Consider the following 22,486-nt stretch of genomic DNA (forward strand, 5'->3'; position numbering starts at 1 on the left):
CAGCGTCGCACAGAGAACCCTGTCGGGCCCAGGATCGTCGCAGGTCGGTTCCGCTCCGAGAGACTCAGAAAACGTCCGGGCAAGCTTCTTTGACTTTCCCCGGACAGCTCTGGGCCGGCCACAGTTGGTGCAAGGGCGCAGCCCGTAAACAAACTGGCGAGCCGAAGGCTCGCCAGTCGCGCCGAAGGCGCCATCCTCCGCTCGACCTAGGCAAGAGGTTCCGCCGACCCGCTTCGCGGGTCGGTTGCGGGCGAGCTGGCGCTCGCCCGCTCGCAAGAGGGACTTCCGCAGCGCCCTGCTAGCGCCGCCGGGCGCTATTCTTCCCGCACCTCGACCTGCACGCGCCTGCCCTTGCCCGCCTGCTCGGAGACGAACTCGTCGAGCAGCTCCAGGCAGGCCGGCCGCACCTTCAGACAGCCGTTGGTGTCGCGGAAGCGGAAATCCTTGACCTCCGGCTTTCCCGCATAGGCAGGGTCGAAGAGCCGGTCCCGGTCCTCCCATTGGTCCGTGTGGATGGCGAAGCCTGACCGGCCGTAAGGGCCCCGGTAGTAGTCCGGAGCCCGGGCCAGTTGCTTGGCCAGCCGGGCCGCGGACTCGGGAGCGCTCGGCTCGGGGCGGCGCTCGAACACCGGCCTCCCCTCCCCCTGGGAGCCGGCCTGGTATGCCTCGGACCAGATCAGGTCTATGGGCGCGGCCAAGTTGCGGCGGGAATACCAATGCTTGAAGACCCCGGAGTAGTAAGGCTTGGGCTTGGAGTCCGGGCTCTTGATCCGGTCCACTATGTCCTGGTCCTTGGACTCCGGCTTGTCCAGCAGCTCGATCTCATATTGCTGCGGAGTGATATTGCGCAGGTCGTAGACCCCGGGAACCGTGGCCCCGTCCGGCACGTCCATGGGCGCGTAGTAGACCACGGCCTTGCCGATGCGGGTCTTGACCCAGTCGGGCTTAGGCTCAGGCGAGGTCAGCCCCCGGCCCAGGACCTCGCAACGATGCAGGCCCGCGTGCGGGCCGGTCTCGATGCGAAAGCTCAAGGTCCCGGCCTGGCCGCGGTCCTTGGGCAAAACGGCCAAGGCGCGGGACACAGCCTCGCCGCGCAGGCCGGCCATGCCGTTGATCCCGGGCCAGGGCGCGCAAGAGCAAGCCGCCAGCGCAAACAGCAGGGTCATGGACCGCATCGCAGGTCATTGTAGCAAGCTCTGCAGCCCCCCTGGAAAAGGGGCGGTTTTGGGGCTAAGCTTCCATCATGCCCCTCCGGAAGGCCTCAGCCTTCTGCCTCTTGGCTATGCTGGCCGCAAGCTCGTCCGCAGCTGCGGTCCCGGAGGAATCCATCCCCGGCGCTGAAGCCCAGCAGTTCACCACAGTGACGGCGTCCACGGTCAAGCCCAAGCCCAAACCCAAGCCCAAGCGGAACCTCAAGACACGCCGGACCCAGCCCGCTTCCGTCCCGGCCGTCCCCCAGAAGCCGAAACCGCGCGTCGCGCCGAGCATTGAGACGCAGCCGGAGGCCGTGACGCCTGCTGAGCCCGCCCCGGCAAAGACCGTTGAGAAGCCGAAGGTCCAGTTCGAAAAGCCGCACCTCAACGCCCCGCCGCTTGAGACTCACATCGAAGGGCCCCAGACGCGCGCCGTGTACGTCCCCCCGCCCGCGCCCCAGCGTCAGCAGACCGCTCCGCAGGACCTAGGCCGGACCGCGGCCGCGCTCACCCAGTCCGCGCCGCTCCAGAACACCCCCGTCATCCAGGCGCCGGTCAAGAAGGGGACCATCCAGCGCGTGGAGCCGCCTCCGCCGACCTTGCCGGGGAGAGCCTCTGAACCGCCGGCCAAACCAGCTGTGGCCGCGACCAACCCGCAGAAGAAGGCGGAGCTTCCCAACCAGCCCGTTGCCGCGGCCGCTCCAGTGAAGACCGACAGCTCGCGCGCGTCCAGCTCTGGCAAGAGTGGAGGAGGCGGCGGTGGCGGCGGGGGTGGCGGGGGTGGCGGCGGCGGTGGAGGTGGCGGCGGAGGTGGTGGTGGTGGCGGAGGAGGTCTCCCCTCAGGCTCAGCCGCCGGCGGGCCCAAGTTCCAGAAGGGAGCCGGCGGCGGCTCAGGCGTGGCCGCCAAGGCAGACGGCGGGAAGACGAGCAAGGGCACGGGAACGGGGACCGGAGCGGCGACGAGCGGCAAGGCCACCGGCCCGGCGGCCGCAAAAGGCCCCGCTGCCGCGACCGCCAAGCCTGAGGCCAAGCCCGGCGCCGCGACCGCCCAGACGCAGAAAAAGCCCCTGCTGTGGGCCAGCGGCCAGCCCGCGGCCTTCAAGCCCATAGGTGAAGGCGACAAGGCCAAGCTCCCCGAGCCCGCGACCCTCGACGAGGCGATGCGGCGCGAGGCCCAGGCTCAGGCCGGAGCGGAGCACGAGACCGGCGAGTTGAGATGGCGGTTCGACGTGGCCAAGAAGCGCTGGCTCTACCAGAAGAAAGGCGAGAGCCTTTGGTGGCTGCCGCCGCTGGCGGACGACCAGCAGCCCATGGTCCTGCTCGACGGGCGCTTCTTCCGCTACCGCCCGGTCGAAGGGGGCGCGCGCTTGACGCCCGAGGACACCGGCCCGCGCCTGGGCGCGGGCCAAGTGTCGAGCGAACTCTACTACGACTCCAAGGGCAAGCTCCTGGTCTCGATCGCGGGCCCGCGGCGTTGCGCAGAGCTCTTCACCAACGTCGAGCCGCCCGTGTTCGTCGCGCGCCTGGGCCCGGACGTGAACACGGTCTCTTTCATGGATGGACCCGACCGCGGGCGCCTGGCCGTCCTGGCGACAGCGGACGGACAGCGGCGCTACGACTCGCGCGGACGGGCGATCAGAACGGCCGGCCATCCCTGATCGAGCGCTGAAGGCTCACTCCGACCAGTAGGCCTCTTCCAGGCTGTCCTCGCGCTCGGGCAGGCCGTGGGTCAGGCGCGGGGAGTTGCGCCTGAGCACCTCGTAGCTCACCCGGTTGGCGTACTTGCAGATCTGGTGGATCGAGGAATAGGTCAGGTACTCGTCCTTGTGCTTGGGCGACTTCGGCGACGCCTTGCGGTGGTGCGCGTTGGCCGCGATGTCATGGAGCAGCGCCGAGAGAGCCGAGTCCCCGGCGCCGTTGGTGCTGCGGATGTCCGAAGGCCCGCCCAGGTAAGGGTTGATGTGGGAGTAGATCTTCCGGGGACGCGCGCACTTGCGCCTGAGCATGGCGCGCGAGTACTCGTAGCGGTTGTATTCCGGGATGGACTTGGAGTGGATCTGGTCCGCGGTCTCCCGCAAGTGGGCCTCATCGACGTGCGCGCACAGGTAGAGGCCCTGCTTGTCATGGGTCATGAGGACCAGGTCGGCCAGGTCCAGGGCCGCCTGCCCGGCCAGCAACGGGTCCTCCACGCCGGTGAGCTCCCCAACTTCCCGGAAATTGCCCGCGATCACGTTGACGCTGCGGCGGATCAGGCTGCGGAGGAGATCCCTCTTCTCGCGCACCAAGGAGACCGTGCCCAGGGCCAGCGCCACCGGGACTTGGTTCCGGTTGGCCACCTCTATGGCGCGCAGCGTGGCCGCGCAGATGGGAGCGGAGGGGTTGCGCAGGAGATAGGCGGTGAGCACCAAGGCGCTGGAGCGCGCGACCAGGTCCTCGGGAAGGGCCTCGGCCGGGTAGTCGTCCATGATGCCGCGGCTGATGCCGAAGCTCCGCTCGCCGTCCGGAGTGACGAAGCAGACGGCGCGCCCCATGGGGCCGCGGCGCGGGTGCAGGTGCGAGAGCATGACCCGCGAGCTGGTGTTGCGCACGTAGTGGAAAGCGTAGTCGCCCACGCTGATGTGGCTGGTGATGGCGCCCAGCAGGTAGCTGCGGTCGTCGGCCAGCACGGAGAAGTTGTGCAAAGTGTTGCCGATGGCGCCGCCGGCGAACTCGCCGGAGATGCGGCCCGCGTCTTTGAGGCGGGAATAGACGTCCTCCACGCGGGCGTCGTCGAGCAGGACGGATTCGCCCTTGGGGATGCCGAGCTCGGCGAGGAAGGCGTCCTCGACCCTGGCTTCGATGTCCACCAGGAGCTGGTCGATGCCCACGATGTAGATCTCGCCGAAAGGCAGGGCGGTGTCGTTGCCGAAGGGGATGCGGCCCTTGTCGGCATTGGGGAAGTAGTGCTTGCTCTTGCGCTTGCCCGGGAATTTCATTCTGAGCATCATCATATAAAAGACAGCGGCGCTCCGGCGCGGCCTCGGCGCGCAGAATTAGGTAAAATATCACGCTCCAAAGATGAAGAGACCTTCCGTCGCGAAGACCGGAAAGCTGAGCACCGCGGTCCTCGGCGCCACGGGCTACGCGGGCTGCGAGCTGGTGCGCCTGCTCCTGCGCCATCCCCAGGCCCAGCCCCCCCTCCTGCTCTCCCGGGAAGGCGAAGCCTCCTCCGTCCGGCTCGATGACCTCTATCCGTCGCTGCGCGGCTCCGCGCCGCTGCCTTTGGAGCCCTTCTCTTGGGACAAGCTCACGCAGCACGGAGTCCAGGTCTTGTTCCTGGCCACCCCGCACGAGCTCTCGCGCGAGTTGGCGCCCGAGGCGCTGGAGCGGGGCCTGCGCGTGGTGGACTTGAGCGGCGCCTGGCGCCTCAAGGACCCCAAGAACCGCGCGGTCTACGCCCTCACGGACCGCGACGCGGCCAAGGCGGCGCGCTGGGACGCCGAGGCCGTCTACGGCCTGCCCGAGCTCCATCGCAAGGATCTCTTGGGAGCCAGGCTCGTGGCCAACCCCGGCTGCTACGCCACCTCCGTCATCCTGGGCCTGGCGCCCCTGGCCCGGGCCGGGCTCATCGACCGCTCCGCCGGCGTGGTCTGCGACAGCAAGAGCGGCGTCAGCGGCGCGGGCAAGAAGCCCACCTCCAAGACCCATTTCGTGGAGGTCGCGGGGAATTTCTCCGCCTACTCGGTCTTCGGCCACCGCCACACCGGCGAGATCCTGGAGCAGACCGGCCTGGACGCCGACGAGCTCACCTTCACCCCGCACCTGCTCCCCATCCCGCGCGGGATCCTTTCCACCCTGCACGTCCGGCTGCAGAGGCCCGTCACGACCGAGCAGATCGACCGGCTCTTCCGCCAAGCCTATGACGGAGAAGGCTTCGTGCGCTGGTTCGGCCCCGGCGCCCTGCCGCAGATCCAGCATTCGCTCTACACCAACAACTGCGACCTGGGCTTCGAGCTGGCCCCGGGCGGCCGGCGGCTCATCGTGGTCTCCTGCCTCGACAACCTCATGAAAGGCGCCGCGGGCCAGGCCCTGCAGAACATGAACGTCATGTGCGGCTTCTCCGAGGACGAAGGCCTGCGATGAGGCTCGTCGTCAAGATCGGCGGGGCGGCCATCGACGACGACCAGACCCTCAAGGCCTGCGCGCGCTCCGTCGCCGGCCTCGCGGGCCTCGGCCACCAGGTCCTGGTGGTGCACGGCGGAGGAGCCGCCCTGACCCGCCTGCTCGTCCGGCTGGGCAAGCAGGCCCGGTTCATCGACGGCCTGCGCGTGACCGACGCCGAGACGCGCGACGCGGCGCTCATGGTCCTGGCCGGCAGCGTCAACAAGCGCCTGGTGGCGGCCATCCTGGCCGAAGGCCGTCCCGCGCTCGGCTTCTGCGGCGGCGACGGCGCCGCCTTCCGGGCGCGCCGCAAGACCCATCTGGGCGGGGACCTGGGCTTCGTCGGCGAGATCACGGACGTGGACCCGCGCTGGATCGAGGCGCTCTGGGCCGCGGGCGCCGTCCCGGTCATCAGCACCCTGGCCCTGGGCCCGGATTTCGAGTACTACAACGTCAACGCGGACCAGATGGCCGCGGCCGCGGCCGCGGGCTGCAAGGCCGACGCCTTGGTCTTCCTCACCGACGTGGCGGGAGTCAAGGGCCCCGACGGCGCGGTCATCGCCTCTCTGGCCACGGCGCAGATCCCCGGCCTGGTGGCGGCCGGCGTCATCAAGGGCGGCATGCTGCCCAAGCTGCAGGCCTGCCAGGACGCGCTCAAGGGCGGCGTGAGCCGGGTGCGCATCCTCCCCTCGGCGCGGGCGGAGTCTTTGCCCGGCCTGCCCGGGGGAGCCGTCAAGGACGGCACGGAGGTCAGGCTCTCATGACATTGGCGTCCTTGCAGAAGGCCGAGAAGAAGCACCTCATCCAGACCTATGACCGCTACCCGGCCGCCCTCTCGCGCGGCGAAGGGGCCTATCTCTACGGTCCCGGCGGCAAGCGCTACCTTGATTTCTTGAGCGGCATCGGCGTGATGGCCTTGGGCTACTCGCACCCCGCCGTCACCCGCGTCATCCGCGAGCAGGCCGCGCGCCTGGTGCACTGCTCCAACCTCTTCTACACCCCCTTCCAGGCCGAGCTGGCCCGCAGGCTGACCAAGCTCAGCGGCCTGGACCGCGCCTTCTTCTGCAACAGCGGCAGCGAGGCCATCGAGGGCGCCTTCAAGTTCGCCCGGGCCTATGCGCGCGCGCGCGGCAAGGACAAGCGCGTGCGCTTCCTGGCTTTGGAGCACTCCTTCCACGGCCGCACCATGGGAGCCGTGGCCGCGACCCACACGGCCAAGTACCGCGAGCCCTTCGCTCCGGTGATGCCGGGAGTGAGCTTCGTGCGCAGAAACGACATCAAGGACCTGCGCAGGAAGTTCGACGCGAAGGTCTGCGCGGTGTGCATCGAGACCGTGCAGGGCGAAGGCGGCATCCATCCCCTCTCCAAGCAATTCCTCAAGGAGGCCCGGCGCCTGACCCGCAAGAGCGGCGCCTTGCTCATCTGCGACGAGATCCAGTGCGGGCTGGGCCGCACCGGCAAGATGTTCGCCTACCAGCACTACGGCCTCAAGCCCGACCTGGTCACCGTGGCCAAGCCCCTGGCCTGCGGCCTGCCTTTGGGCGCGATCCTGGCCACGGACCAGGCGGCCCGCGCCATCACCCCGGGGATGCACGGGACCACCTTCGGCGGCGGCCCCTTGGCCTGCGCCGCGGCCTTGGCCGTGCTCGACGTGCTTGAGTCCAAGGGCTTCCTGGCGCGCATCGTCGAGCAAGGAGACTATTTCATGTCCCGCCTACGGGACCTCGCGCGGCGGCATGAGAGCGTCAAAGAAGCCCGCGGCCTGGGACTGATGCTGGCTTTGGAGCTCAAGGACGAGGACAAGGCCAAGGAGGTCCACAAGCGCCTGCTGGCCGAGGGCATCATCATCAACCGCACCCACGGCACCACTCTGCGCTTCCTGCCCCCCTACATCGTCACGCGCAGGCAGATCGACCAGGTGGCGGAGGCCCTCGATGAAGCTCTCTAGGCCCGAATGCGTGCGCGTGCGCAAGGCCGTGCTGCCCGACGCCGGGGCCATCCACGGGCTCATCTTCGAGTACGCCCGCGACCACAACCTCCTGGCCCGGACCTTGCCCGAGATCTGCGAGAACATCCGCGACTTCACCGTGGCGGAGGACGGCAAGGGCATCATGGGCTGCGGCGCCCTGCATTTCTACGGGATGCACCTGGGCGAAGTGCGCTCCATCGCGGTCTGGCCCCGCTACCGCAGGCGCGGCATCGGCGGCATGATCATAGACGCCCTCCTGGCCGAGGCGGACCAGCATCGCCTGCCCTGCGTCTGCCTGTTCACCCGCATCCCCGTCTTCTTCAAGGCCCTGGGATTTGCCGAGGTGGACCGCGGGCGCCTGCCCGACAAGATCTACAAGGACTGCAAGGACTGCCGCCGGCGCGACGAGTGCGACGAGGTGGCCATGATCCGCGGCCGCCTGCCCAGCCTGGTCCGTTTCGAGCTCGACGAGAAGCGGCCCGCGCGGCGCAGCCTCTCGCGCATATGATCCTGCGCGGTCCCAAAGAGCCGGTCTTCCTGCCTCAGGGCTTCCGCTTCGCCACCGCCACGGCCGGGATCAAGGCGAGCGGCAAGCCGGACCTGGCTTTGGCCGAGGCCCCGCAATGCGCTGCGGCCGCGGCCGTGTTCACGCGCAACCGCGCGGCCGCCGCCCCCGTGTCGGTCGGCCGCGAGAACCTCAGAGCCTCCCGCGGCCGCCTGCGCGCGGTCCTGGTCAACTCCGGCAACGCCAACGCGGGCACCGGCCAGGCCGGCCTGAAGGCGGCCCGCTCCTGCTGCGAGGCTCTAGCCGAGCGCCTGGGCGTCGCGCCGCGCGCCGTCCTGCCCTCTTCAACGGGGATCATCGGCGTGCCCCTGCCGGCCGCAAAGATCGTAGCGGCCGTGCCGGCCTTGGTGCGCGGCCTGGCCTCGGGTGAATCAGCCCTGCGCGCTTTCGGCCGGGGCATCATGACCACGGATCTGCGGCCCAAGCTGGCCTCGGCCTCGTTCCAGGTCCGCGGCAAGACGGTCAGCATCGCCGGAGTGGTCAAAGGCGCGGGCATGATCCACCCGAACATGGCCACCATGCTCTGCTACGTGTTCACAGACGCCGCGGCCTGCCCCGAGGAGCTGAGCGCTCATCTCAAGGCCGCCGTGGACCTCAGCTTCAACGCCATCTCGGTGGACGGCGACACCTCCACCAACGACACGGTGGTCCTGCTCGCCTCTGGCCGCGGCGGCGTCACCTTGGCGGAGCCGGGAGCGCGCCAGCCCTTCCGCGCGGCCCTGCAGGCGGTCTGCCGCTCCTTGGCCGAGCAGATCGTGCGCGACGGAGAGGGCGCCGGGCACCTGGTGCGCCTTCAGATCCGCGGCGCGAAGACCACGGACGAAGCCCGGGCCGCGGGCCGCCAGATCGCGAATTCCCCCTTGGTCAAGACCGCCTGGGCCGGCTGCGACCCGAACTGGGGGCGGATGTTCGCCATGCTGGGCAACACCGGCTTCCCCTTCGACCCGGCCAAGGCCAGCATGGCCATCGGCCCGCACAAGGTCTTCGCGCACGGCAAGGCTTTGTCCTTCGACCGCAAGGCGGCCCACAAGCTCATGCAGGGCCCGGAGTACGCCATCCGCGTCGAGCTGGGGCGGGGCAAGGCGGCCCTGGAGTTCCTGACCTGCGACCTCACCGAGGAGTACATCCGCATCAACGCGGAATACTCCACCTGACCTGGATCCGACGTTTGGTCAAGCCCGGCAATCCGTCCTTGGATAAAGCCCCCCTCTTTGGGTAGAATATCGCCATGCCGGACGCACCGGACCCCGACTTCCCGCAGCAGGCGCGCATCGCCATCAGGAAGGCCTTGGCCGAGGGCGTAAAAGCCACCCCGGCCGAGATGTCCCGGATCGTCGTCGACCAGATCGCCGACGCTTCCCGCGCCTCCCAAGACCAGCGCCAGGCCGTCATCGCGGTCTGCCGAGCCTCCCTCGGCGACCTGCACGTGCTCGGAATGGACCTCTCAGAGACCACCATCCAGACCCTCAGAGACCTCTCCCGGACCAGCCTGATGTCGCGCGTGGACCCCCAGGACGTCATGACCTGGGTCATGGAAGGGATCGCCGAGGTCGCCGCGACTTTGGACCGGCCCGCCTGCAACGCCATCGTCAGCGCCATCGACGGCGAGTTCATGGGCGCCGGCCAGGCTTTCGCCGAGCTCTGCGAGAAGGCGCGCCGAAAAGGCTGACCGCGCCGCGCTGGACCGCGCTTCGGGTCCCGTCGGAAAATTGCTACAATCCCTATCCGCGCCCAGGTGGCGGAACTGGCAGACGCGCTGGACTCAAAATCCAGTGGCCGCAAGGCCGTGTGGGTTCGATTCCCTCCCTGGGCAAGCTTTTCTATTTCGCCAGGTCGGAGGCGAAGACGAACTCGAAGCCCTCGGCCTGGAGCTTCGGAACCTCTTCGGTCAGGCACTCGTAGGTGCCCGGGAAGTAGTGGTGCCCGATGACCACGGCCGAGCCCCGCTTGCGGGCCATGGCCGCCACCCGGCGCAGTATCTTCTGGCAGAACGGCTTGTTGTTGTAGTGCGGCGGAGACTCCAGGAACATCTGGTTGACCGCCACGCGCAGGCCGGCCGCGCGTGCCTCGTCGCCGGCCACGCTCTTGGGCGAGACGTGACTGTCCAGGAAATAGACCCCTTTTGATCTGAGGTCTGCCATGAAGGCTTTCATCAGAGGGCGGTTCTTGGTCGCCTTCAATGAGCGATGGTTGTTCAAGCCCACCGCGCCCGGGATATCCCTGAAGCTCTTGTCCAGCAGCTTGCGCACTTTGGCCAGATCCGCATCCGACACGCGGTCCTTGGGCAGGTCGAGGCTCAGGAACGGGTCGAACGGGAAGTGGATGATCAACTCGTGGCCGGCGGCCTTGGTGGCCTTGGCCGCCTCCTTGGTGCGCGGCGATTCCGGCATCACCGCGAAGGTCACGGGCCACTTCACGGCCATCCAAGCCTCATCCTTGACGTTGGGCTTGTAGGTCAGGCCAAAATCATCCAGCACCACGGCGATCTTCGGCGCGCTAGGGCGCGCCGCCTGGGGCTGCGCCCCAGGTGAAGTCGCAGGCTGTGCTCCGCTCGCCGGAAGGGACGCGAAGAGAAGCAGGCACAGCAACGAATTAAGTATTGTGTCCCCGAACTCGACGCTATTGCTCATAGCGCTCCAAGGTCCGCAGTCCCAGCTTCCAGGGCACGACCAAGGCCGCGGCGTTGAGCAGGAGCATCATCACCGCGCAGGAGGCGACGATGCGCCAGTCCCAGGCCTCGGCGCGGCCGAAGCGCTCCTGGAAGTGCATCTGCATGGGCCAGGCCAGGATCATGATGGAAGCCCCGACATAGCCCAGCGCCGAAGCCATGTAGACGAACCCCCCCAAGGACGACTCGATCTGGTGGATGTTCTCCACCGCGAACATCGGGAACAGCGCCCCGAAGCCTATGCCCATGGCCGCCAGGGTCCAGGTGATGAGCAGCAGGGACCCGGTGGAGAGCCAGGCCGAGAAGCGGTCGGCCTGCAGAAGATGGTTGGTGGCCAGGCTCAGGACCAAAGCGATCCCGGTCATGGGAATGACGGAGAAGAGGAACTTCTGGCGCATGATCGCGCCCTTGGTCACCGGCGAGGAGCCCAGGATCCACCAGCTGCGGCCCTCCAGGCTGATGGCGGGATACGTGAAGCGCAGGCCCAGAGCCGCGATGACGAAGCCCGCCGCGCCCACGTTGAGGAAAGAGACCAGGCTCTTGAGGTCCGCGTTGTCCAAAGGCAGGCGCTGGATGCTGAAGAGGTACACGAACACCAGTCCCATGATCAGCAGGATCTGCGACCAATGCTTCACGTCCCGGAAGAAGGTCCGGCGCTCCTTCCAGAACAGGGCTCCGAGCTGCCGGGGCAGGCCCCACAGCACCTCGGCCAGGGGCGCGATCTCCAACACCATCCTGCGCTGGCGGCCCGCCTGCGCTCCCGAGTAGCCGATGAAGTAGACTCGGCCGGCCAGAGCCACCAGGACGGCGTACACGGCCAACGCGGCGCCGTAGAGCAGGGCGGCGTAGCGCGCCCAGACCGCGGTCTTGCCCGCCACCGCGGCCTTCAGCGCCGCGGTGAGCCACCAGGACGGGAAGTACAGGGCCGTGGGGGCCTGAAGGTATTCCAAGTACTCAGCCACCACGTTGAGCGCGTCCGGCCGGATGAGCCGCTCCGGCTCGGCGAAGCGCACCAGCCCGTAAAGGACCGTCAAAGAGAGGCTGGAGAGCACCCAGATCACGTCCCGGGTCCGCGAAGACGGGAAGACGAAGAGCAGCAGCAAGGTGAAGGCTATGCCCACGGCCGCGGCCAAAGCGAGGAAGGGAAGCATGAGCACGAGGAAATCCAGGAGGAAGCCGGGGCCGTAATGATTGACCCGCATCAGGGCCAGCACATAGGGGACTTGGACCAGGCCGATCATCCAGGAGCAGAAGAACAGGCTCTCCAGGGCCTTGTCCATGAAGATCGCCCGCAGCGGCACGGGCGCGTTCATGAGGAACTTGAGGTCGAAGGAGTAGTAGAGGGTGCTCAAGGAGGTCAGCAGGCCCGAGATGGCCACCATCATGAAGGTCGCCAGCATCACCATGGCCGTCAGCTTCCACAACAGGAGCTGGCCGATGAGCTGCACGGTGGACAGATAGGCCACCAGCTTATAGAAGAGTCCGTAGAGCCCCGCCAACAGGCCCAGTCCGGCCACGGAGAAAACGCCGTTGCGCACGCGCTCGTACGGGGTCAGGTGCGTGAGCGTGTTGACCAACGTCCGAGCCTTGCGCCAGAAGAGGAGCCGCAGCATGCCGCGCGCGGGAGCGCGCGGCACTGACGCCGATATCTGAGATGCGTGAGGCGTCATGTGCGCTAAAGGTGCTTCAGGAGAGAGGCGTACTCGTGGCCGCCGGTGAGGCTCAGGAACACGTCCTCCAGGCCCGGGCCCTGGCCCCCCTTGGCTTGGGCCCGCAGTTCGTCCACGGTGCCCAGCGCCGCGAGGCGGCCGGAGATCATGATGCCCACGCGGGCGCAGAGCTTCTCCGCGATCTCCAGGATATGGGTGCACATGAACACCGTGGTCCCGCGCCGGGCCAAGGTCAGCAGGAGCTCCTTGACCATGCGGGCGCTCTTGGGGTCCAAGCCCACGATGGGCTCGTCGAGCACCAGGACCTTGGGCTCGTGCAGCAGGACGCCGGCGATGACGAGCTTCTGGCGCATGCCGTGGGAATAGGCTTCCAGGAGCTCCCCGCCCCAATCCGTGAGCTCGAACATGGCCAGGAGCTCCGGTATGCGCCGGCGCTGCTCGGACAGCGGCACTCCGTAGAGCTCGCCGATGAAGCGCAGGTACTCCGCGCCGGAGAGCTTGGGATAGACGAAGGGCTCGTCCGGGACCAGGCCCAGGACGCCTTTGGCCTGGAGAGTCTGGCTGGCCACGTCGAAGCCCGCCACCCGGACCGAGCCGGCGTCGGGCTTGAGCAGCCCCGTGATGAGCTTGACCGTGGTGGTCTTGCCGGCCCCGTTGGGGCCCAGGAAGCCGAAGATCTCCCCGGCGGCGACCGTGAGGTCGAGACGGTCCACCGCGGTCAGATCGCCGAAGCGCTTGACCAGACCTCGGATCTCTATCAAAGCTCTAGCGCCGCGCTTCCAGAAGCAGCGAAACTCGGGCCCGGGAAGGCCCGTTGGGGACCTGCAGCGCGTCGACGAACTCGTCGAAGCGCGCCTGCAGGGCCGCGCGCTGGAGGTTCTCCAGGCGCCGGGTGCTGAAGTCCTCCACATTGAAGGAGGCCAAAGCCGTGCCGTAGATCACGGCGCGCTTGAGGTTGCCGATGTCGTCGTAGTCGCGGGCCGAGGTCAGATAGCCCATGAAGCCGCCCGCGAAGGTGTCGCCCGCGCCCGTGGGGTCCTTGATGGATTCCACGGGATAGGCCGGGAACGCGTAGAAGCGGTCCGCGACCTTCATGAGCGCGCCGTGCTCGCCCTTCTTGACCACCACCACCTTGGGTCCCCAGTGCGAGATGGCGCGCGCCGCGCCCAGGGCCGTGGGCTGCCGGGAGAGCTGCTTGGCCTCCTCCTCGTTGACGAAGAAGATGTGCACCCGCGAGAGCAGGCGCCGCAGGGCGTCGGGCTTGGACAGGATCCAGTAGTTCATGGTGTCGCAAGCGACCAAAGCGGGGCTCTGCATCTGGTCGAGCACGCTGACCTGCAGGTCCGGGTCGATGTTGGCCAGGAACACGACCCGGGACTTCTTCTGCGCCGGCGTGAGCTTGGGCTTGAACTTGGCGAAGACGTTGAGATGCGTGGCCAAGGTCTTGGCGTCGGAGAGGTCGCGGCCGAACTTGCCCACCCAGCGGAAGGTCTTGCCCGGCAGCTCCTTGAGGCCCGAGAGGTCGATGCCCTTCTCGGCCAGCATGTGGCGGTGCTCCTTGGGGAAGTCCTTGCCGATGACGCCGACGACCGTCACCCGCGCGAAATGCCGGGCGGCCAAAGAGAAGTAGACGGCCGAGCCGCCCAGAGCCTCCTGGCTCTCCCCCCAAAGGGTCTTGACCGAATCAAGCGCCACCGAGCCGACCACCAAGATGGAATCCATGTTTTATGAGCTCCGGAGGGTCTGCCGCCGGCCGCAAGGAAATCCGTCCGGCCGGCTCCTGCGGAACTTCCGATACCGCAGGCGCGCGCTCAAGTCCCGCTCTCCCGCTGTTCGAGGAAGGACTTGACCTCGACCTGGGAGTTCACCTGGCGCAGGAAGAAATTGATGAGCTCGAGGGCCCGCATCTGCTGGGCCTGGGCCGCGACGGCGTCCTTGCGCTGCTTGAAGTAGCGGTCCTTGAACTCGGCGGGGGTGAGCTTGGCGGCCTCGGGGTCCTTGTGGCGCTGCGCCGAGGCCTTCTGGAAGTCCTTCGCGGCAGCGTCCCGGTCCTTGACGTAGGAGGCCTCCAGCTCGCCGGGGGTGAGCTTGGCGGCCTGGAAGATGAGCTGCTTGAGGCGGCCGGCCACCAGGCTGCGCCGCCGCATCGCCTCGTAGCCCGCCGGGGTGTCGTGGAAAGCGCCGCGCACCGCGCGGAAGTAGGACTCGGGGCTGAACTCCCCGCCGGACTGGAAGGCGGGCGTGCCGCGGATGTCGCGCGCCAGCTCCGAGTCCGTGATCGTGATGCCCATCTCGTCGGCCTTGACCAGGAGCATCTCGTCGACGATCATGTCCCGCAGGATGTTGACCTTGATCTCCTTCACGGCGGCGTCCGAGACCTCACCGTTGCGGTTGCGCAGGGCGTCGACGTATTGGTCGACGCGGGACCGGTAGCCCTTGTAAGGGATCTTCACGGAGCCCACCGATGCCACGGCCTCGGTCATATCCCGGCTGGTGAAAAGGTAGCCGCCCAGTCCCACGAAGGTTCCCAGGAGGAACACCGTCACGGTCGCGATGAACAGGGCCCGGCGGTAACGGTTCAAAAATCCTATCATGCGGCGCTCCCCCCCTCGACCGGCGCGGCCGCGGGCGCAGCCGCGCCGCGCATGGCGCAGGTCCCATCGAAGAAAGCCCCGTCCTCGACGCGCAGGTTCGGGGTGCGGATGTTGCCGGTGAGGCGCGCCGCCGCCAGTATCTCAACGGTCCGGGAAGCGACGACGTCGCCCTCGAGCTCGCCCGCGACGGAGACCGTCTCCGCGGCCACGTTGCCCTTCACCCGGCCCTTCTTGCCGATCTCCACGGACACCGCGTCCGTGATGTCGCCCTCCACGGAGCCCTCCACGCGCAGGGAGCCCTTGGCCGCGAGCTGGCCGTGGACGTAGGCCTCCTCGCCGATCAAAGTCATGGACTCGTTGCCGTCGAACCGGCCCGCCTTCCGGGAATCGAACATGTCCTCAGCGCCCCGCCGCCTGGGCGTAGCCCAGGAGGTCCTCGGCGGAACGGACCTTGAGATAGATCATGGGGTTGACCGGCTGGCCGTTGCGCCGGATCTCATAGTGCAGGTGCGCGCCGGTGGAGCGGCCGGTGGTGCCCATGTAGCCGATGACCTGGCCGCGGGTCACGCGGTCGCCGGCCTTGACCAAGGACTTGGAGGTATGGCCGTAGGCCGTGGAGATGCCGTAGCCGTGGTCGATGACGATGAGCTGGCCGTAGCCGGAGGTCCAGCCCGCCAAGCGCACGGTCCCGTTGGCCGTGGCGTAGATCAAGGTGTCGGCCCGGTTGGCGATGTCCACGCCGGGGTGGAACTCGCCGCCGCCTTCCTCGGAGCGCTGCATGGGCGAGAGGCGGTAGCCGAAGAGGGAGGTGATCTGCCCCGAGGTCGGCCACATGGCCGGCGTGGCGTGCAGGAGGCTGCGCTGGTTGCCGATGTACCAGGCGATCTCCTGGAAGCTGGCCAGGCGCTTGAGGGAGTCCTGGCGCAGGGCCTCGATCTGGCGGTGCCAGTCGGTCTGCCGGACGCTGGCCGGGTCGATGGCCAGCAGGCGGCGCAGGCTGATGCGGTCCGCGGCCGTGGGTCCGCCCACCGCCGTGTTGTTGCCGAGGAGATCCTCGCGGCGGGAAAGGCTCAGGAGGACCCGCATCTGCCGGTCTGTGGCCTGGGCCACATCGAGGGTGTCGCGCGCCTTCTCCATCTCGGCGGCGAGATAGCCCATCTTCGCCAGCATCACGCGGTTGTCGGCCTTGGTGATCCAGTAGTCGACGTGGCGGCCGCAGATGAACCCGGCCCAGATGGTGACGCCGGACCAGAGGACGAGGCAGAACAGCCCGAAGGCGGTGGAGCACTGCCAGCGCCAGGGCTTGAAAGCCGCGGCCGGGATCACCATCACGGTGATCCTATGGCCCAACCATTCCTTGACGCTCTTTCCTAGGTTCACGGAAGTCCCCGATTTAACGTCAGATGTTATAACAGAAGTACACCCCCCTGTCAATGAATAATCGATTCGGACATGACGGGCGCGCGAAACGAGAACCCCTTGACATAAAAGGAACGGCGGTCTACACTTAGGACATGATGCGCGGCATGCGGATTCTCCAGCTTGCGGCTGTGCTTTTCGCCCTCAAGGTCCCGGTCTGGGCGGTGGAAGCCAAGACCGTCGTCATAGAGAAAGGCGGCCCCGTCCCCACGGGCAATCTGCTCTCCGGCGGCGCGGGCCAAAGCAACCAGTTTAGCGCCGGCATGACCGCCCCCGGCCTGCTGGCCCCCATCGGGGCGCCGGTCGGCGCGCCCGAAGTGGCACCATCCAAGACCGCGGCCATCACTTTGCCGCTGACCATTGGCGAGCCGGCCCCGGCTGGGACCATGACTTCGGAGCCGCCCGCCTTGCCGCAGTCCGAAGTGGTCTCACCGGTCCCCCTCCGGACGCAGGCCCTGACCCCGGCGCCGCAAGGCCCGCTGGACGGCTCGGGCAAAGTGCAAGCGGCTCCCGGGGAGGATTCCGAGACCGGCTCGTTGCGGCCCGATGATCCGGACCAACCGCAAGGCCCGCCCGGACCGGAACTCATCGAGCGCGCCAAGGCCACTGCGGCGAGCCTCACCGGCCAGACCCCCGCTGCGGCCCCCAGCCCGGATGTCCAGGCCGCGCAGCGCTACATCCGCGACATCATGGGCTCGCGCCGCCCCACCGAATCCGAGACCGAGGTCCTGCTGCAGGATTTCCTGGACCTGCGGGGCATAGACCCCGGCTCCGCGCGCGGCCAAGCCATCCGCCAGGTGCTGCTGGCTTCCAAGCTCCAGGCCGAAGCCTCGGCCGTGGCGCAGTTGGACCCCAAGTACAAGGCCGTGGGAAGCTTCATCCTGGCCGCGGCCAAGGAGTACGGGGTGACTCCCGCGCACGTGACCGCGGTGGTCGAGAAACGCGGCTTTGGAGGCCTTCTGGCCGGCGTCAAGTCCAAGGAGCAGGCCTCTCGCATCCTGGATTCGGTGCTGGCCCGGGACCGCTTCGAGCGCTTTTTGGCGCGCTACCCCAAGAACCGGCAGGGCGACCTGATGCGCGACGTGGCCAGCAACATGCTGGTCCGCTCGGGCAAATCCATCGAGGAAGTCTCCCACCCCGACCAACACGAGCGTGGGCCGCGACCCGGACCCGCAGTCGCCCAACGTGCTCTTCTACGTCCGCTTCGAGGACAACAAGTGGCGCATCGACGTGTACCGCCAGAACCGGGGCCGGGGCTTCCAGGGTGGCGCTGATGTCTCGTTCGTCGAAGCCTTCCAGCAGTGGCTCGTCTCCGGCGGCGTGCCGCGCTCCGACTTCCTCTCCCGCTAAGAGTTCGGGGACACAATACTTAATTCCCGAGGATCGGGTCTTGCGTCCCATTATCCCCCCGAGCGCCCGATGCGCAGCATCGGGCGCCACCGTCCCGACGCGGAGCGTCGGGCGGCAGCACCCAGCCGGCCCGGATCTGCCGGCCCTGCCCTGCGGGCAGGGCCGGTTCCGCGCGACTCTTCGAGTCGCGCGTTCTCGACAGCAAGGAAGACCTGGACTTGCCCCGGGGCAAGTTTGTGGATAACTCGTCGGCCAATCCCGTTCTGCACGGCGCTCGCCCGCCCGCAGAACGGCTTTTGGTATAATCGACCATCCCTATGACCAACAGCAACCAATTGAGACAGCAATACCTTGATTTCTTCAAGAGCCGGGGCCACACGGTGCGCCCCTCGACTCCCCTCATCCCGCAGGGCGACCCGACCTTGATGTTCAACTCCGCGGGCATGGTGCCTTTCAAGCCGTACTTCCTGGGCATCAAGAAGGACCTGTCCCGCGCCGCGAGCTGCCAGAAATGCTTCCGGACCACGGACATCGACCGGGTGGGCCGGACCTTGCGGCATCTGACCTTCTTCGAGATGCTGGGCAATTTCTCCTTCGGCGACTACTTCAAGGCCGAGGCCATCCCCTGGGCCTGGGAGTTCCTGACCAAGGACCTCAGCATAGACCCGAAGCTTCTGCATCCCACGGTGTTCAAGGACGACGAGGAGGCGGCCGCGCTCTGGGGCAAGCTGGCCCTGAAGAACCCGGTGGGCCGCCTGGGCGAGGACAGCAACTTCTGGGCCATGGGCCCGACCGGGCCCTGCGGCCCCTGCTCCGAGATCTACTTCGACCGGGGCCCGCAGTTCGCCTGCGCCAGCCCCTCCTGCGCGCCGGGCTGCGACTGCGACCGCTACATCGAGGTCTGGAACCTGGTCTTCACGCAATTCGACCGGCAGGGAGACGGGAGCCTCAAGCCCCTGCCCCGCAAGAACATCGACACGGGCATGGGCTTCGAGCGCCTGGCTTTCGTGGCGCAGGGCAAGCTCTCGCCCTTCGACACGGACCTGTTCACGCCCATCGTGGATAAGGCCGCGGGCATCCTCAACACGGCGCCGGACCGGTCCCCTGAGACGGCCCTGGCCTTCCGCGTGATCTCGGACCATGCCCGGGCCGCCGCCATGCTGATGAGCGAGGGCGTGATCCCCTCGAATGTCGAGCGCGGCTATGTCCTGAGAAGGCTCATCCGCCGCGCGGTGCGCTACGGGCAGCTGCTGGGCTGCGCCGAGCCGTTCCTCTACAAGCTCGTGCCCGCGGTGCTGGAGATCTTCCGGGACACCTACCCCGAGATCGTCGCGGCCGAGGCCCAGGTGGTCAGCGGCCTCAAGATGGAAGAGACCCGCTTCATCGAGACTTTGGCCGCCGGCGAGCGCGAGCTCGAGGCCCTGCTGGCGGAGACTTCCGGGACCTTGCCCGGAGAACAGGCCTTCAAGCTCTACGACACCTTCGGCTTCCCGCTGGAGCTCACCAAGGAGATCTGCCTGCAGCGCGGGCTCAAGGTGGACGAGGACGGCTTTGCCCAGGCCAAGGAGCGGGCGGCCGAGAAGGCCCGCGCCTCGTGGAAGGGCTCCGGGGAGAAAGAGGTCCTCTCCCAAGGCCTGGCGGCCCACGCGACGGTCTTCACCGGCTACGAAAGGCTCTCGGAGAAGACCAGGATCCTCGACGCGCGCTTCAAGGGCGGCGAAGGCATCGTGGTCCTGGAGCGGGTCCCGTTCTACGCGGAGAGCGGCGGCCAGGTCGGAGACACGGGAGAGCTCTTGTCCGCGGACGGCCGCGCCGTGCTGGCCGAGGTGCTCGACACTCAGAAGCACGAGGAGACCACGGTGCTCATGGTCAAGGCGGCCGCGGGCGCGCCGCCGCTGGCGCCGGGCGGCGAGGTGCTCGCCGAGGTGGACGCGGCGCGCCGCCGCCGCATCATGCCGCACCATACGGCCACGCATCTCATGAACGAGGCCTTGCGCGAGGTGCTGGGCGCGCACGTGCGCCAAGCCGGCTCTTATGTCGACGACAAACGCCTGCGCTTCGACTTCACCCATCCCAAAGCCGTGACCGCCGAGGAGATCCACCGCATCGAGGCCATCGTCAACGAGCAGGTCCGCAAGGCCCTGCCCGTGGACACGAAGGAGATGCCCCCGGCCGAGGCCAAAGAGCACGGCGCCATCACCCTGTTGGGCGAGGACTACGGGACCCGGGCGCGCGCCGTGCTGGTGGGCGCCAAGGGCTGGCTGGAGCCGCGCAACCGCTTCAGCCTGGAGCTCTGCGGGGGCACGCATGTGTCCAACACCTCGGAGATCGAGGCTTTCAAGATCGTGAAGGAGTCGTCGGTGGCCGCGGGCATCCGGCGCATCGAGGCGGTGGCGGGGCCGGCGGCCAGCGAGTGGGTGGTGAAGAAGGCGGAGGCGCACAAGGCGCTGCTGGCTGGCCTGGTGGCCAAGCAGGACGTCCTGCTCCAGTCGCTGCGCGCCTTGGGCGGCGAGGCCGCGCCTTGCGCGATGCGCGAGGAGGCGTCCTTGCGCGGCCACTTGAAGCACCTGGAGAACACTCTGACGGGCCTTAAGGCCAAGACGCTCTCCGGCTCCACGGAGGGCCGCAAGGTGCTCGAAGCCAAGGGCATCAAGCTCTGCGTGCAGAAGCTCGTGGGCGCCGACCCCAAGTCCTTGCGCGGCATATCGGACAAGCTGAAATCGGAGCTGGGCTCGGGGGCGGTGTTCTTGGCCGCGCCGCACGCGGGCAAGATCTCGTTCGTGCTGGCGGCCACGCCCGACCTGGCCGGCAAGGGCTTCGACGCGGGGTCTTTGGCCAAGAAGTTCGCGGCCGCGCACGGGGGCTCGGCGGGCGGGCGGGCGGATTTCGCGCAGGGCGGGCTTCCCGAGGCGGACTGGGACGCCCTGGTGGAGAGCCTGTCCGGGCTGCTCTGAGGGAGGGCGCATGGAAGGCATGAGCTGTTTGCTGGCCGCGGCGGCTTTGGCAGTCGCGATGGGCTCTTCCGCGCAGGCCCCGGGGGCTGAGCGCATCGTGTTCCCGGACCAGCTCCTCAAGGACTACGACATCAGCCTGGCGGCCAGCGCCGCGCTTCCCGATAAGGGCAGGATATTGGTCTTCGGCTTCGAGGCCAAAGACCTGCTGGGCCGGGCCCAGCCTCTCTCTTATCTGGCGGTCTACAAGGTGGACGCTTCGGGAGCCGCCTTGGTCTACCGCTTCGCTCCGAAGGCGCCGGAATCCGCGGGCTACCCGCGCCAACTGGTGTTGGAGCAGTGCCGGGTGGTTCCCCTGGACGGAAAGGGCTTGGCTTTGGTGACGACCTGGGGTGAGACAGGTGCGAACTATTTCGGCACGCATCCGATCGTGATCGGCTATGCGGGCGGGAAGTTCCGGGCCCAGGACCTCTACGCGCAGGAGCTGGCCGCGGACCGCCGCATCCGGGGCTTCTCCTGGACCAAACCGGATTTCCAGGCGGTCAACTTCTTCGCTCCCGCGGAGTCGGTCAAGACCATCCTGACGCAGGGCGTGGCTGTGAGCGATGCGGGCCAGGTGGAGCTGAAGTTCTACGCCGACGAGAAGGCGCACGCGGCGAAGCATCGCTTCGCGACCTTCCGCTTCCCGGTCCCGCGCTAAGGCGACGTCAGAAGCGCAGGGCTCGGTTCATACGGCGTCTTTCGCGGGCACCAGCGGCAGCCGCGTGGAGACGGCGTGCAAGGCGATGTTGTGCAGCAGCTCATTGACCGTGGTGCAGCAGTCCGGCAGGATGCAGACCCTGTACTTCTCCGCGGACCTGGAGATGGCCGTGTGGGTCACGCAGTTCTGGGTCATCATCCCGCACACCAGCAGCTCGGTGATCCCCAGCCGGACGAGGACCTCTTCGAGGTCGGTCTTGACGAAGCCGTCGGCGAACTTCTTGACCACGATGGGGGCATCTGGAGCGGCGGCGAGGATGCGGGGATGGATCCTGGCGCCGTCGGTCCCCCGATTGAAGAATGGCGCGGTCCCCATCGCCGAGTCGGCGACATGCTGGATGTGGATGATGGCGACGCCTTTGGCCTTGGCCGCCTTGATCGCTTGCTCGATGTTGGCGAGCACGGCCTCGGCGTTCCACAACGGGAACTTGCCTCCGGGGAAGTAGTCGTTCTGCACGTCGATGAGCAGCAGGGCCTTCTTCATTTTTTTCTCCCGGTTCAACGCACGAATCCCAAGTAGCCGAACAAGAGTCCCAGTGACAGCGCGAAATACGGGACGATCCTCGGCGCCGCGCCAGCCAGGAGCCTTCGCGTCAGGCGCTGCATGGCATTTGGGAAGGCTATGATCATAATGCCCTTCACGACGGCGATCCAGCCCAGGACCGTGATGAGGACCGGCCAGTCTCCCACCCAGATGTCATGGTAATGCACGATGAGGGATCCGATCACAAGGGCCAGGAGGCCCAGCAGGTAGGTCAGAGCGGCGTTCTTATACATATCCTCCGACACCCGGGGAAAAAAATCTCTGTTGAAGAACCCTCCGAGGGCAGCCGAAAGATATATCACGGCCATGATGCGTGCGATTAAGATGGACAGTTCCATGTCGTCCTCTGGATACTTCAACGCATGGGCCTGCCGTGCGCGGCGCTGCGCGCCGAGCCGGCAGGCCCATGACCCAGTTCCCTCGACCTAAAAGCGCACCGGCAGAACCCGAGGTTAGACGTTCCTTGGTACATGCTCACTGTCCCTCGGATAAGCCAATCAGGACTAGCAATGCGCCCGTCGATACGGCTAAAGCCGCGCTGAGGATCGCAGAGGCTTCAAGCAGGTCATGAAAGCAGTCTAGGAGACTTCCTCCCAGCAAGCGCCAAGCGAGTACAATGGCAACGCTTGCTCCAAAAAGCTGAATCCACAGGAAAGCGGTTCGT

At 67.6% G+C, this 22,486-nt stretch carries 21 protein-coding genes and 1 tRNA gene; 11 read left to right on the forward strand and 11 right to left on the reverse strand.

Annotated elements, in window-relative coordinates:
* Window positions 1-314: 314 nt before the first annotated feature.
* Window positions 315-1,166, reverse strand: coding sequence for a hypothetical protein (locus tag NTY77_04725; protein ID MCX5794779.1), 852 nt, complete (start codon window positions 1,164-1,166; stop codon window positions 315-317).
* A gap of 77 nt (window positions 1,167-1,243) precedes the next feature.
* Here NTY77_04725 and NTY77_04730 point away from each other — a divergent pair, with 77 nt between their 5' ends.
* Window positions 1,244-2,851, forward strand: coding sequence for a hypothetical protein (locus NTY77_04730; protein MCX5794780.1), 1,608 nt, complete (start codon window positions 1,244-1,246; stop codon window positions 2,849-2,851).
* A 15-nt stretch (window positions 2,852-2,866) separates the two neighbouring features.
* Here NTY77_04730 and NTY77_04735 read toward each other — a convergent pair whose 3' ends face one another.
* The gene (locus tag NTY77_04735) at window positions 2,867-4,168 is read right to left on the reverse strand and encodes an inosine/guanosine kinase (GenBank protein ID MCX5794781.1); all 1,302 of its coding nucleotides are present in this window, start codon (window positions 4,166-4,168) and stop codon (window positions 2,867-2,869) included.
* A gap of 82 nt (window positions 4,169-4,250) precedes the next feature.
* Here NTY77_04735 and argC point away from each other — a divergent pair, with 82 nt between their 5' ends.
* From argC to NTY77_04770, 7 genes are all read left to right on the forward strand, one after another.
* On the forward strand, window positions 4,251-5,315 hold the full coding sequence (gene argC / locus NTY77_04740; GenBank protein MCX5794782.1) for an N-acetyl-gamma-glutamyl-phosphate reductase: 1,065 nt from the start codon (window positions 4,251-4,253) through the stop codon (window positions 5,313-5,315).
* Window positions 5,312-6,097, forward strand: coding sequence for an acetylglutamate kinase (gene argB, locus NTY77_04745; GenBank protein ID MCX5794783.1), 786 nt, complete (start codon window positions 5,312-5,314; stop codon window positions 6,095-6,097). The genes argC and argB overlap by 4 nt, the downstream gene beginning before the upstream one ends.
* Complete coding sequence (locus tag NTY77_04750) at window positions 6,094-7,281, forward strand: aspartate aminotransferase family protein (GenBank protein MCX5794784.1); 1,188 nt, start codon at window positions 6,094-6,096, stop codon at window positions 7,279-7,281. The genes argB and NTY77_04750 overlap by 4 nt, the downstream gene beginning before the upstream one ends.
* The gene (locus tag NTY77_04755; GenBank protein ID MCX5794785.1) at window positions 7,268-7,810 is read left to right on the forward strand and encodes a GNAT family N-acetyltransferase; all 543 of its coding nucleotides are present in this window, start codon (window positions 7,268-7,270) and stop codon (window positions 7,808-7,810) included. Before NTY77_04750 ends, NTY77_04755 begins: the two co-directional genes overlap by 14 nt.
* On the forward strand, window positions 7,807-9,021 hold the full coding sequence (argJ, locus tag NTY77_04760) for a bifunctional glutamate N-acetyltransferase/amino-acid acetyltransferase ArgJ (protein ID MCX5794786.1): 1,215 nt from the start codon (window positions 7,807-7,809) through the stop codon (window positions 9,019-9,021). The genes NTY77_04755 and argJ overlap by 4 nt, the downstream gene beginning before the upstream one ends.
* A 74-nt stretch (window positions 9,022-9,095) precedes the next feature.
* Entirely contained in the window at window positions 9,096-9,536 is a 441-nt protein-coding gene (locus tag NTY77_04765) for a hypothetical protein (GenBank protein MCX5794787.1), read from the forward strand.
* Between the two features lie 60 nt (window positions 9,537-9,596).
* Window positions 9,597-9,680: transfer RNA gene (locus NTY77_04770), tRNA-Leu, on the forward strand.
* 7 nt (window positions 9,681-9,687) lie between these two features.
* On the opposite strand, the gene NTY77_04775 is transcribed toward NTY77_04770, so the two are convergent.
* The 7 genes from NTY77_04775 to NTY77_04805 form a co-directional block, all read right to left on the reverse strand.
* Window positions 9,688-10,497 carry a divergent polysaccharide deacetylase family protein gene (locus tag NTY77_04775; GenBank protein MCX5794788.1) on the reverse strand — a complete coding sequence of 270 codons (810 nt, stop codon included), beginning with the start codon at window positions 10,495-10,497 and terminating at the stop codon, window positions 9,688-9,690.
* A complete protein-coding gene (locus tag NTY77_04780) occupies window positions 10,487-12,148 on the reverse strand; it encodes a hypothetical protein (GenBank protein ID MCX5794789.1) in 1,662 nt (553 codons plus the stop codon). The genes NTY77_04775 and NTY77_04780 overlap by 11 nt, the downstream gene beginning before the upstream one ends.
* A 62-nt stretch (window positions 12,149-12,210) precedes the next feature.
* Entirely contained in the window at window positions 12,211-12,966 is a 756-nt protein-coding gene (locus tag NTY77_04785) for an ABC transporter ATP-binding protein (GenBank protein ID MCX5794790.1), read from the reverse strand.
* A 4-nt stretch (window positions 12,967-12,970) separates the two neighbouring features.
* Window positions 12,971-13,927, reverse strand: coding sequence for a PfkB family carbohydrate kinase (locus NTY77_04790; GenBank protein ID MCX5794791.1), 957 nt, complete (start codon window positions 13,925-13,927; stop codon window positions 12,971-12,973).
* A gap of 89 nt (window positions 13,928-14,016) precedes the next feature.
* Window positions 14,017-14,799: a SurA N-terminal domain-containing protein gene (locus NTY77_04795; GenBank protein MCX5794792.1), complete on the reverse strand. Its 783-nt coding sequence runs from the start codon at window positions 14,797-14,799 to the stop codon at window positions 14,017-14,019.
* On the reverse strand, window positions 14,796-15,194 hold the full coding sequence (locus NTY77_04800; protein ID MCX5794793.1) for a polymer-forming cytoskeletal protein: 399 nt from the start codon (window positions 15,192-15,194) through the stop codon (window positions 14,796-14,798). Before NTY77_04800 ends, NTY77_04795 begins: the two co-directional genes overlap by 4 nt.
* A 4-nt stretch (window positions 15,195-15,198) precedes the next feature.
* Window positions 15,199-16,179 carry a M23 family metallopeptidase gene (locus NTY77_04805; GenBank protein ID MCX5794794.1) on the reverse strand — a complete coding sequence of 327 codons (981 nt, stop codon included), beginning with the start codon at window positions 16,177-16,179 and terminating at the stop codon, window positions 15,199-15,201.
* A 146-nt stretch (window positions 16,180-16,325) separates the two neighbouring features.
* Here NTY77_04805 and NTY77_04810 point away from each other — a divergent pair, with 146 nt between their 5' ends.
* From NTY77_04810 to NTY77_04820, 3 genes are all read left to right on the forward strand, one after another.
* Entirely contained in the window at window positions 16,326-17,492 is a 1,167-nt protein-coding gene (locus NTY77_04810; GenBank protein MCX5794795.1) for a hypothetical protein, read from the forward strand.
* A 393-nt stretch (window positions 17,493-17,885) separates the two neighbouring features.
* Window positions 17,886-20,522, forward strand: coding sequence for an alanine--tRNA ligase (alaS, locus tag NTY77_04815; GenBank protein MCX5794796.1), 2,637 nt, complete (start codon window positions 17,886-17,888; stop codon window positions 20,520-20,522).
* 10 nt (window positions 20,523-20,532) lie between these two features.
* Window positions 20,533-21,219, forward strand: coding sequence for a hypothetical protein (locus NTY77_04820; protein ID MCX5794797.1), 687 nt, complete (start codon window positions 20,533-20,535; stop codon window positions 21,217-21,219).
* 27 nt (window positions 21,220-21,246) lie between these two features.
* Here the strand turns inward: NTY77_04820 and NTY77_04825 are convergent, their stop codons facing one another.
* On the reverse strand, window positions 21,247-21,762 hold the full coding sequence (locus NTY77_04825) for a cysteine hydrolase family protein (GenBank protein ID MCX5794798.1): 516 nt from the start codon (window positions 21,760-21,762) through the stop codon (window positions 21,247-21,249).
* A gap of 14 nt (window positions 21,763-21,776) precedes the next feature.
* Window positions 21,777-22,055 carry a hypothetical protein gene (locus tag NTY77_04830; GenBank protein ID MCX5794799.1) on the reverse strand — a complete coding sequence of 93 codons (279 nt, stop codon included), beginning with the start codon at window positions 22,053-22,055 and terminating at the stop codon, window positions 21,777-21,779.
* Window positions 22,056-22,486 lie beyond the last annotated feature (431 nt).

It is taken from the genome of Elusimicrobiota bacterium, from assembly GCA_026388095.1.
Taxonomy (GTDB): domain Bacteria; phylum Elusimicrobiota; class Elusimicrobia; order UBA1565; family UBA9628; genus UBA9628.